Source organism: Streptomyces torulosus (genome assembly GCF_001419765.1).
Classification (GTDB): domain Bacteria; phylum Actinomycetota; class Actinomycetes; order Streptomycetales; family Streptomycetaceae; genus Streptomyces; species Streptomyces torulosus.
Window position 1 is genome coordinate 1 of sequence record NZ_LIRK01000060.1, and the last position, 10,619, is coordinate 10,619.

A 10,619-nucleotide genomic window follows, 5' to 3' on the forward strand; every position below is an offset into this window, starting at 1 on the left:
CCTGCTCACCGGCGCCGCCGCCCCGCCCGACCGGGTGGCCACCGCCGAGAAGGCGGGCGTGCGGGTGGTGATCGCCGGGGACGGCATGGGCGTCGACTTCGCGCGCGCCGTGCGGGCCCTCGCCGACCTGGGGCTCACCCGGCTGCTCACCGAGGGCGGACCGCGGGTCCTCGGGCAGCTGATCGCCTCCGGTGTCCTCGACGAGCTGTGCCTCACCGTGTCGCCGATGCTCACGGCGGGAGACGCCCAGCGCATCGCCGGAGGGCCCCCGGTGGCGGTGCCGAGGCGGTTCGAGCTGGTGTCGTTGCTGGAAGAGGCCGGGTTCCTGTTCGGTCGTTACCGTCGTACGTGAGAACGGGCGGAATCTCCCGTTCCGTTTAGTTCTCGCCGGGCACACTAGATCCCTGAGGAGCGAGGGCCGCGGGGCCCTCCCGGAAGAAGGGCGCCTGTGGTGTCGTTCACGAGCGTTTTGATGATCGAGAAGGCTCTGACGTCCGCGGACGTGGAGTTCGTCACCACCCTGCACGGCGACGAGCCGGCCTCTTTCCATGTGCTGCTCCAGCCCCGGGGCAACCAGGCCGACCGGTTGCTGCGGGCCATCGACGACCTCGCGCTCGGCGAGCTGGACGAGGCGGCGCGCGAGGGGGAGACCCCGGAGGGGGAACAGGCCCTCGACGAGGGGGAACGGGCTCTGGAGGTGTCCCTGCAGGCGCTGCGCGCGGCCGGCAGCGAGGCGGCGGGGCGGCTGATCGAGGACCATCCGCTGGACGCGCTGAAGTCGCTGGTGGAGGAGGTCGGAGCTGACGAGGTGCTGGTGCTGACCGACCCGCACTACGTGGAGGAGTTCTTCCACCGCGACTGGGCGTCCCGAGCGCGGCACAAGGTGGGGGTCCCGGTACTGAAGCTGTTCTCCCACAGCAGGACCTAGTGCTGTGACCCCAACCGGTGGGTACTGCCGATCGCGGGGGCGGATGGGCATAGGGTTGCCCTGAAACTTTGCCGTACCAGTACTGGGAGAACGCACATGGCACCCGGCCTTCCTACCGCCATGGACCGACCGCACTTCATCGGGATCGGCGGGGCCGGGATGTCGGGGATCGCGAAGATCCTGGCCCAGCGCGGCGCCAAGGTGGCGGGGAGCGACGCCAAGGAGTCGGAGACGGCGCAGGCGTTGCGCGCGCTGGGCGCGACCGTGCACATCGGGCACGCGGCGGAGCACCTCGCCGACGACGCGACGTGCGTCGTCGTGTCGTCGGCGATCCGCGCGGACAACCCGGAGCTGGCCCGCGCCGCCGAACTGGGCATCCCGGTCGTCCACCGGTCGGACGCGCTCGCCCGGCTGATGGACGGCCTGCGCCCGATCGCGGTGGCCGGCACCCACGGCAAGACCACCACCACGTCCATGCTGGCCGTGTCGCTGACCGCGCTGGGCCTGAACCCGTCGTACGCCATCGGCGGCGACCTCGACGCGCCCGGCTCCAACGCCCTGCACGGCGACGGCGACATCTTCGTGGCCGAGGCGGACGAGAGCGACCGCAGCTTCCACAAGTACGCCCCCGAGGTCGCGATCGTCCTCAACGTGGAGCTGGACCACCACGCCAACTACGCGTCCATGGACGAGATCTACGAGTCCTTCGAGACGTTCGCCGGCCGCATCGTCCCCGGCGGCACCCTGGTGATCTCGGCCGACCACGAGGGCGCGCGGGAGCTGACCCGTCGTGTCGAAGGCGTCCGGGTCGTCACCTACGGCGAGAGCGAGGACGCCGACGTCCGTGTCCTCGCCGTCGTGCCCCAGGGACTCAAGAGCGAGGTCACCGTCCTGCTGGACGGGCGGGAGCTCACCTTCACGGTGTCCGTGCCCGGACGGCACTACGCGCACAACGCGGTCGCCGCCCTGGCCGCGGGCGTCGCACTGGGCGTCCCGGCGGCCGAGCTGGCGCCCGCCCTGGCGGCGTACACCGGTGTGAAGCGCCGGTTGCAGCTGAAGGGCGAGGCCGCCGGGGTGCAGGTCATCGACTCGTACGCGCACCACCCGACCGAGATGACGGCCGACCTGGAGGCGATGCGGGCCGCCGCCGGTGACGCGCGCATCCTCGTGCTGTTCCAGCCCCATCTCTTCTCCCGGACGCAGGAGCTGGGCAGCGAGATGGGGCAGTCGCTCGCCCTCGCGGACGCGTCCGTCGTGCTCGACATCTACCCGGCCCGCGAGGACCCGATCCCGGGCGTCACCAGCGAGCTGATCATCGACGCGGCGCGGGCGGCGGGCGCCGAGGTCACGGCCGTCCACGACAAGGCGGAGGCGCCCGCGGTCGTCGCGGGAATGGCGAAGCCCGGTGATCTCGTTCTCACCATGGGCGCGGGTGACGTGACCGACCTGGGCCCGAGGATCCTGGACCGTCTTTCGCAGTGAGGGGCTGAGACCCAATGCCGTACGACGTCGACAAGCCGGACGAGCAGTGGCGCGCGGAGCTGACCCCGGCGGAGTACGCGGTGCTGCGTCAGGCCGGAACCGAGCCGGCGTTCACCGGGGAGTACACCGACACGAAGACGAAGGGGGTGTACTCGTGCCGGGCCTGCGGCGCGGAGCTGTTCACCTCCGACACCAAGTTCGCCTCGCACTGCGGATGGCCGTCCTTCTACGACCCGAAGGACAGCGACGCGGTGGAACTGATCGAGGACCGCTCGTACGGGATGGTGCGGACCGAGGTCCGCTGCGCCCGCTGCGGATCGCACCTCGGGCACGTGTTCGAGGGAGAGGGGTATTCGACCCCCACGGATCAGCGGTACTGCATCAACAGCATCTCGCTGCGGCTGGCCCCCGAGGGCGAGTGACTTTCTGAGCTCGGTGGCCCGTGTGCCCCGCGCCCCTGACAGGGGCGCGGGGCACACGTCGTTCAGCTGGTGAGGCGTACCGCGTCGCGGATGACCGCCGCCACGTCCTTCGGGCGGGAGACCGCCACCGCGTGGGAGGCGCCCTCGAGTTCGGTGACGGTGGAGCCCGCGCGCTTCGCGGCGAAGCGCTGGACCTCGGGGTTGATCGCCTCGTCGGCCGCCGCGACCACGGCCCAGGACGGCCGGGTCTTCCAGGCGGCGACCGGCGGGGCCTCGGTGAACGCGGCGGTCGCCAGCGGACGCTGCGACACCGCGAGGATCCGGGTCGCCTCGGCGGGGACGTCCGCGGCGAAGATGCCGGGGAAGGCGTCCGGCGCGATGGTGACCTCGACGCCGGGCTCCCCGCCCTCGACGGGGTAGGTCCGCTCGACCAGGTTGGCGACGAGCGGGGCCGGCGGGAAGCGCCCCTGCAGCTCGCCGAGGCTCTCCCCCTCCTCCGGGATGTACGCCGCGACGTAGACCAGGCCGACGACGTTCTCGGTCGCGCCCGCCACGGTGATGAGCGCGCCGCCGTAGGAGTGGCCGACGAGGACGACGGGGCCGTCGATCTGGGCGGCGGCGGAGGCGATGTACGCGGCGTCGGAGGCCAGACCACGCAGCGGGTTCGGTACGGCGACGACGGGGATGTCGTGGCTCTGGAGCTCCTCGACGACGCCGGCCCAGCTGGACGCGTCGGCGAAGGCCCCGTGCACGAGGAGGGCGGTGGGCGTGGTGGACATGAGGGGTCCTCTCTCTCGGTGCGGGTCGGTCAGCCGGCGTGCAGCGCGGTGCGCAGGGTGCCGGTGGCCAGCGTGATCGCGGCCTCGGCGGCGTGGGTGCCGCGCAGCGCGTCGAGCATCACGAAGTCGTGGATGATGCCCTGGAAACGGACGGCGGTGACCGGGACGCCCGCCTCACGGAGCTTGCCCGCGTACGCCTCGCCCTCGTCGCGCAGGACGTCGGCCTCACCGGTGATCACCAGCGCCGGGGGAAGCCCGGTCAGCTGCGCGGTGGTGGCGCGCAGCGGGGACGCGGTGATCCGGGCGCGCTCGGCCTCGTCGGTCGTGTACTGGTCCCAGAACCACCGCATGCCGTCGCGGCGCAGGAAGTAGCCCTCCGCGAACTGGCGGTAGGAGCCGGTGTCGAAGTTCGCGTCGGTCACCGGGTAGAAGAGGACCTGCTGGACGAGGGGCACATCCCCGCGCTCCTTGGCCATCAGGGTCAGGGCGGCCGTCATGTTGCCGCCGACCGAGTCACCGGCCACCGCCAGCCGTGTGCCGTCCAGCTCCTTCGACGCGCCCTGCTCCACGACCCACCGGGCGACGGCGTAGTTCTGCTCGATGGCGACGGGGTAGCGGGCCTCGGGGGAGAGGTCGTACTCCGGGAAGACCACGGCGGCGCCCGCGCCGACCGCCAGTTCGCGGACGAGACGGTCGTGGGTGTGGGCGTTGCCGAACACCCAGCCGGCGCCGTGGATGTAGAGGATCACCGGCAGGGTGCCCTCGACGCCGGCGGGCTTCACGATCCGTGCCCTGACGCTGCCCGTCGGGCCGCCCGAGACGGTGATCCACTCCTCGTCGATCTCCGGCTTCCCGATCTCGCCGGACTGCACCTCGTCGACCGCCTTGCGGCCCTCGGCGGGCGGCAGTTCGAAGAGGAAGGGGCGGTTGGCCGTCGCCTCGGCGAAGGCGGCGGCCGCCGGTTCCAGGACCGGCCGTACCGGTTCGACGGTGTCGGACATGTGTTTCTCCCGATGGTGTAGTGCGCGTGGTGCGGGTGCGTCGCCCCGCACGCTAGGACCGGGAATGCGGCGGGAATTGCCCATGAGCGCACCGGGACCTATCCCACAGCGCACGGAAAGGAACGGCGGGGCACGGCCAGTGCGCTGGGAGTACGAATTCCGTGCGCTGCCGGGTCACTTGGGGCCGATGAGGCGAAATAGCTTGAGGGCACACGCCGTTCAGCCGCTCCCGCCCCTATTCCCAGGAGGTCGAACCCCGTTGTCCACGATTCCGGTCGGTGGGCTCGTGCCCCGTGCCGTCGACGACGCGGCGGACCTCGTCGTCCGCAACGCGAGGATCCACACCGGCGACCGGAGCCGCCCGGCGGCCGAGGCGCTCGCCGTGCGCGCCGGGGTCATCACGGCCGTCGGCGACGACCGCGACGTGGCCCCCCACATCGGCCCCGAGACCCGGATCGTCGACGCCCTCGGCCGACGCGCCGTCCCCGGCCTCAACGACTCCCATCTGCATGTCGTCCGGGGCGGCCTCAGCTACGTCCTGGAACTGCGCTGGGACGGCGTCCCCACCCTCCGCGAGGGCCTCGCCATGCTGCGCGAACAGGCGGCCCGCACCCCCAAGGGGCAGTGGGTGCGGGTGGTGGGCGGCTGGTCGGCCGAGCAGTTCGCCGAGCGCAGGCTGCCGACCGTCACCGAACTCAACGCCGCCGCACCCGACACCCCGGTGTTCGTCCTGCACCTGTACCAGTCGGCGATCCTCAACCGCGCCGCGCTCAAGGCCGCCGGGTTCACCCGCGACACCCCCGACCCCAAGGGCGGCCAGATCGTCCGCGGCCGGGACGGCGCCCCCACGGGCATGCTGCTCGCCGCGCCCGGCGCCCTGATCCTCTACTCGACGCTCGCCAAGGCCCCGGCCCTGGAGGACGAGGACCGGAAGACCTCCACCCGGCACTTCCTGAAGGAACTCAACCGGTTCGGACTCACCTCCGCCATCGACGCCGCCGGCGGATTCCAGAGCTTCCCCGCCGACTACCGGACCGTCGTCGAACTCGCCGCGGCCGGACAGCTCTCCCTGCGCATCGCCTACCACCTCTTCCCGCAGACCCCCGGCCAGGAGACGGCCGACCTGGCCCGCTGGATCGGGACCGTCCGCCCCGAGGACGGCGACGCCTGGCTGCGCCTGAACGGCGCGGGCGAGAATCTCACCTGGGCAGCCGCCGATTTCGAGAACTTCACCCAGCCGCGCCCGGAACTCACCGCGGACTACGAGACGGAATTCGAGAAAGCCGTCCGTCTCCTCATGGAGCACGGCTGGGGATTCAGACTCCACGCCACCTATGACGAGACCATTCGCCGGGATCTCGCCGTATTCGAGAAACTCGCCGCCGAAGGGCTTTTCCCCGCCGGGAACAGATGGCTGTTCGATCACGCGGAGACCGTCTCCGGCAGCAGTCTGGACCGCATCGCCGCCCTCGGCGGCGCCCTGTCCGTGCAGAACCGCCTGTCCTTCCAGGGCGAGGCGTTCCTGCGCCGCTACGGCCCCGAGGCCGCCGCGACCGCCCCGCCGGTCCGCGCGATGCTGGACCGCGGCCTGACCGTCGGCGCCGGCACCGACGCCACCCGCGTGTCCACCTACAACCCGTGGGTCGCCCTGCACTGGCTGGTCAGCGGCCGCACCGTCGGCGACCTCGCCCTGCGCCCGCCCCGCAACCGGGTCGACCGGGCCACCGCGCTCGCGATGTTCACCACGGCGGGCGCCGCCCTCACCGGAGAGGAGCACCTCAAGGGCGTGCTGCGCACCGGGTACTTCGGTGACCTCGCGCTGCTGTCCGAGGACTACTTCACCGTGCCCGAGCCGGACATCCCGCACATCGAGTCCGTCCTGACCGTGGTCGGCGGGCGGATCGTGCACGCCGCCGCCGAGAACGACGGCCTCGACGAGGAACTCCCGCCGATCAGCCCCGCGTGGAGCCCCGTCGCGCACCACGGCGGCTACCGGGCCTGCGGACCCATCGGCCGGTCGGGCGCCCGCCAGGCCGAACTGCTGGGCGAGGCCGCCGCCGAGTCCGCGCTGCACCGGCAGTGGCGCGCCGCCCGCGGCCTCACCCCAGACACCGACGACGGCCCGGCCCTCGGCCCCTGCTTCGCCCTCTGACCCCTCCCGCGGTTTCCCCCTCCGATCACACCCCTCACAGCAGAAAGGCACCTTTCATGGTCGACATCGACGAGGTCACCGCGGCTCCCGGCCCGGACCTCCTCACCCCCGACAACTGCGCGGTCCTCTTCGTGGACCACCAGCCGCAGATGTTCTTCGGCACCGGCAGCGGCGACCGCACCGCGATCATCAACGCGACCGTGGGCCTCGCCAAGGCGGCCCGGGTCTTCGACGTGCCCGTGGTGCTGAGCACGGTGGCCGCCGAGTCCTTCTCGGGCCCCCTTCTGCCGCAGCTCGCGGACGTCTTTCCCGACCACAAGATCGTCGACCGTACGACGATGAACGCCTGGGAGGACGTCGCGTTCGTCGAGGCCGTCAGGGCCACCGGCCGCAAGAAGCTCGTCATCGCCGGTCTGTGGACCGAGGTGTGCGTGGTCCTGCCCACGCTGTCCGCGCTCGCCCAGGGCTACGAGGTCTACGTCGTCACCGACGCCTCCGGCGGTGTCAGCCCGCAGGCCCACGAGCACGCCGTCCAGCGCATGATCCAGGCCGGCGCCGTGCCCGTCACGTGGGTGCAGGTGCTGCTGGAGCTCCAGCGGGACTGGGCGCGCGAGGAGACGTACGGGCCGACCACGCAGGTCGTGAAGGAGCACGCGGGCGCGTACGGCCTCGGCATCGTCTACGCGCAGGCCGTCATCGGCGCCCACGCGGCCGGCTGAGAAGCACGACGGACGTCGGGAACGGGCGGGAACGTGATGGACACCGGACTGTTGCTCCTGCGCCTCGTGGTCGGACTCCTGATCGCCGGGCACGGGGTGCAGAAGGTCAGCTTCCTCCTGGACGGGAACGGCCTGGCAGGCGGAACCGAGGAGTTCCGCCGCGACGGCTTCCGCGGCGGCCGGCTCACCGCGCTCGCCGCGGGCGGCGGCCAACTGGGCGCCGGTCTGTTCCTGGCGGCCGGACTGCTCACCCCCCTGGCGGCGACGACCGCCATGGGGGTCATGACGGTCGCGAGCACCGTCAAGTGGCGCAACGGGCTGTGGGTGCAGAACGACGGGTACGAGTACCCGCTCGTCCTCGTCCTCGTGGCCGCCGTGCTCGCGCTCACCGGTCCCGGCCGCTGGTCGGGCGACGAGGTGCTCGGGTTCGCCCCGTGGCCGCTGTGGGTGTCCGTCGCGGCCGTGCTGCTCGGGCCCGCCGCCGGGTTCGCCACCCGGGCGGTCCTGCACCGCCCGGCCCCCGCGGCGGAACCCGAGGGGGTCACGGGCCGTGCGTGAGCTGGTGACCGACGCGGTCCGCACGCTCGTACCGCCGCGCGGGGACCGGCACGGGCCGCTGCCGCCGCTCCTGCTGGCGCTCACCGTGGTGACCGGTGTCGTCGACGCGGTCAGCTATCTGGCCCTCGGCCATGTCTTCGTCGCCAACATGACCGGCAACGTGGTCTTCCTGGGGTTCGCCCTGGCGGGCGCCGAGGGCCTGTCCGCGCTCGCGTCCGTCGTCGCGATGACCGCGTTCCTCGCCGGGGCGCTGGCCGGGGGCCGGGTCGCCGTCCACTTCGCCGCCCATCGCGGGAAGGTGCTGGCGATCGCCGTGGTGGCGCAGACGCTCCTCGCCGCCGCGGCCACCCTCGCCGCCGTCCTCTCCGACGGCGACCGGGTCGGCGGCCCGCTCCGCCACACCCTCATCGTGCTGCTCGGGCTCGCGATGGGGCTGCAGAACGCGGTCGTACGGCGCCTCGGCGTCCCCGACCTCACGACGACCGTACTGACCCTCACCCTCACGGGCCTCGCGGCGGACTCCACCCCGGCCGGCGGGCCGGCGCCCCGGCCCGGACGGCGGATCCTGTCCGTCCTCGCGATGTTCCTCGGCGCCCTCGCCGGGGCCCTGCTCCTGCGGCACACCGGACTCGCTCCCGCCTTGGGTCTGATCCTGCTGCTGCTCGCACTGACCTGCTTGGCCGGCCTGCGCCTGTCGTCCTCCGACGCGGCGTGGACCCGCCCCCCGAACTGACGCCCCCGCACCCCCGTGGCGGTGGCCCCTTGACCGGGGGCACCGCCCGCTCCGCTATCGGGCGAGGGTCCGTCCGCCCCGGCCCATGCGGCCCATGCTGTCCCGCCACTCGCTCGGCGACATCCCGTACGCCGCCCGGAACACCCGGCTGAAGTGCGTCGCGCTGAGGAAACCCCAGCGGCCCGCCACCGAGGCGATCGTGCGGCGCCCCCGGACACCGAGCTCCAGATCGCGCCGGCACTCCTCCAGACGGCGGCGCTGGATCCACCGGCCCACCGTCGCGCCCTCGTCCTGGAACAGTTTGTGCAGATAGCGCACCGAGATGTGGTGCGCCCCGGCGATCACCTCGGGCGACAGATCCGCGTCGGCGAGGTGCTCGTCGATGAACCGCAGGATCCGCGCCACCAGCGGCGACCGGCCGCCCGGCGGCCCGCCCGCCTCCCGGCCCAACTGCTCCGTGGCCAGCGTGGCCAGCAGGTTCACCGCGTTCCGGGTGAGCATCTCGGCGACCAACGGCCGGGCGGAGACCGCCGAGTCGGCCAGCTCGGACAGGAACGGCGACAGCAGCGACCCCAGCCGGGAGGCCCGTGCCACCGGCGCCGCCGTCACCCGCCGCACGTCGCGCTCCTCCAGCCCCATCGCCTCACGCGGCACGAGGAACACCTTCAGCCGGCAACGCTCGGGGAACTCCAGTAACGGCGGGTGGTCCGCGTCGTAGAAGCAGATGTCACCGGGCCCCAGGGCGATGTCCGGCAGCCGCTCCGGGGCACGGGCGCCGGTCCCGCACACCCCTACGAACAGGTACTCGCCGCCGGTCCGCGAGGTCAGCCGGTACGTCGCCGCCCGCAGCGGATCCCGACCGGACGGCTCCTGGCCGGGCAGCCGCGCCGACGCCTCGGCGAACACGGCGATACGGAGGGCCGGGGCCCCGAGAGTGCTGGTGTCGGAGATCATCTGAGGCTGCCTCCCGGGCCGCTCGAACACACCGTCGGTCACTGCACCCGGAGCGTAGGAAGGGAGATGTGCAAAAAGAGTGACGGCGAAGTGACGGTGGCCGGGACGGCTTGTCGCGCGAGGGGGCCGTCGGGCGTGGTGGCAGGTGATGGTCGCTGTGCGAGGTGGGGGTGGTGGTCAGGGACGGTCGCCGTGCGAGGTGGGGTGGCGGTCGGGGACGGTCGCTGTGTGGGTGCGGAGCCGGTGGAGGGCGGCGCGGCGTTCCGTGGGGGAGTCGTACGTGGCGGTCAGCTCGGCGGCGAAGAGGCGCAGCAGGGGGTGCTGGACGTAGCGGCCGGGGGCGTGCTCCGTGACGAGGTGGGCGTCGGCGAGTTCGTCGAGCAGCAGCCGGGTGCGGCGCTGCGGGAGGTCGGCCAGCGCGGCGGCCGCGCCGGGCGTGAGGTCCGGGCCGGGGCGCAGGGACAGCAGCCGGAACAGGCGGGCGTTCTCGGGGGGCAGCCTGCGGTAGGAGGGGTCGAAGGTGGCTCGGAGGCCGGGCACGCCTCCCGTGCCGGCGAAGGCGTCGAGGCCGTCCCCCTCGTGCCGTAGCTCGGCGGCGATCGCTGAGAGGGGGAAGTCCGGGCGGCCGGCGGCGCGGGCGGCGACGACGGCCAGCGCCAGCGGCAGCCGTCCGCACCGCCCCACGATCTCGGCGGCGGCCCCGGGTTCGGCGGCCGTCCGGTCCTGGCCGACGCGGCGCGCGAGGGCGGTGCCCGCGTCCGCCGTCGACGGCAGGTCAAGGTGCAGCGGATGGGCCCCCGACGCGGTCAGCCCGGACAAGGCGAGACGGCTGGTGACCAGGGTGAGGCTGCCCGGTCCGGCGGGCAGCAGCGGCCGTACCTGCTCGGTGTC

The 10,619-nt window shown here is 73.0% G+C and carries 11 protein-coding genes and 1 pseudogene; 8 read left to right on the top strand and 4 right to left on the bottom strand.

Annotated features, from left to right (window positions below):
• The 4 genes from AOK23_RS05665 to msrB form a co-directional block, all read left to right on the top strand.
• Positions 1-352, top strand: a 352-nt coding sequence (locus AOK23_RS05665; RefSeq protein ID WP_206336120.1) for a dihydrofolate reductase family protein, incomplete at its 5' end; no start/stop codon positions are given.
• A gap of 120 nt (positions 353-472) precedes the next feature.
• Complete coding sequence (locus tag AOK23_RS05670; RefSeq protein ID WP_055711644.1) at positions 473-928, top strand: hypothetical protein; 456 nt, start codon at positions 473-475, stop codon at positions 926-928.
• A gap of 96 nt (positions 929-1,024) precedes the next feature.
• On the top strand, positions 1,025-2,410 hold the full coding sequence (gene murC / locus AOK23_RS05675) for a UDP-N-acetylmuramate--L-alanine ligase (protein ID WP_055711645.1): 1,386 nt from the start codon (positions 1,025-1,027) through the stop codon (positions 2,408-2,410).
• Between the two features lie 14 nt (positions 2,411-2,424).
• Positions 2,425-2,832, top strand: coding sequence for a peptide-methionine (R)-S-oxide reductase MsrB (gene msrB, locus AOK23_RS05680; RefSeq protein ID WP_055711646.1), 408 nt, complete (start codon positions 2,425-2,427; stop codon positions 2,830-2,832).
• 62 nt (positions 2,833-2,894) lie between these two features.
• Here the strand turns inward: msrB and AOK23_RS05685 are convergent, their stop codons facing one another.
• Both AOK23_RS05685 and AOK23_RS05690 read right to left on the bottom strand, forming a co-directional pair.
• Entirely contained in the window at positions 2,895-3,611 is a 717-nt protein-coding gene (locus tag AOK23_RS05685; protein WP_055711647.1) for an alpha/beta fold hydrolase, read from the bottom strand.
• 29 nt (positions 3,612-3,640) lie between these two features.
• A complete protein-coding gene (locus AOK23_RS05690) occupies positions 3,641-4,612 on the bottom strand; it encodes an alpha/beta hydrolase (RefSeq protein WP_055711648.1) in 972 nt (323 codons plus the stop codon).
• 259 nt (positions 4,613-4,871) lie between these two features.
• Here AOK23_RS05690 and AOK23_RS05695 point away from each other — a divergent pair, with 259 nt between their 5' ends.
• The 4 genes from AOK23_RS05695 to AOK23_RS05710 are packed head-to-tail and all read left to right on the top strand — an operon-like array spanning position 4,872 to position 8,774.
• Complete coding sequence (locus AOK23_RS05695; protein ID WP_055711649.1) at positions 4,872-6,764, top strand: amidohydrolase; 1,893 nt, start codon at positions 4,872-4,874, stop codon at positions 6,762-6,764.
• A 56-nt stretch (positions 6,765-6,820) separates the two neighbouring features.
• Entirely contained in the window at positions 6,821-7,483 is a 663-nt protein-coding gene (locus AOK23_RS05700; protein ID WP_055711650.1) for a hydrolase, read from the top strand.
• Positions 7,484-7,519: 36 nt separating this feature from the next.
• Positions 7,520-8,041 carry a DoxX family membrane protein gene (locus AOK23_RS05705; protein WP_055711651.1) on the top strand — a complete coding sequence of 174 codons (522 nt, stop codon included), beginning with the start codon at positions 7,520-7,522 and terminating at the stop codon, positions 8,039-8,041.
• Positions 8,034-8,774 carry a YoaK family protein gene (locus tag AOK23_RS05710; protein ID WP_055711652.1) on the top strand — a complete coding sequence of 247 codons (741 nt, stop codon included), beginning with the start codon at positions 8,034-8,036 and terminating at the stop codon, positions 8,772-8,774. Before AOK23_RS05705 ends, AOK23_RS05710 begins: the two co-directional genes overlap by 8 nt.
• A 54-nt stretch (positions 8,775-8,828) precedes the next feature.
• On the opposite strand, the gene AOK23_RS05715 is transcribed toward AOK23_RS05710, so the two are convergent.
• Together AOK23_RS05715 and AOK23_RS05720 are read right to left on the bottom strand one after the other, a co-directional pair.
• Positions 8,829-9,728, bottom strand: coding sequence for a helix-turn-helix domain-containing protein (locus tag AOK23_RS05715; protein ID WP_079049312.1), 900 nt, complete (start codon positions 9,726-9,728; stop codon positions 8,829-8,831).
• A 177-nt stretch (positions 9,729-9,905) separates the two neighbouring features.
• Positions 9,906-10,619 (bottom strand): annotated as a pseudogene (locus AOK23_RS05720) (AfsR family transcriptional regulator); the annotation flags it as partial.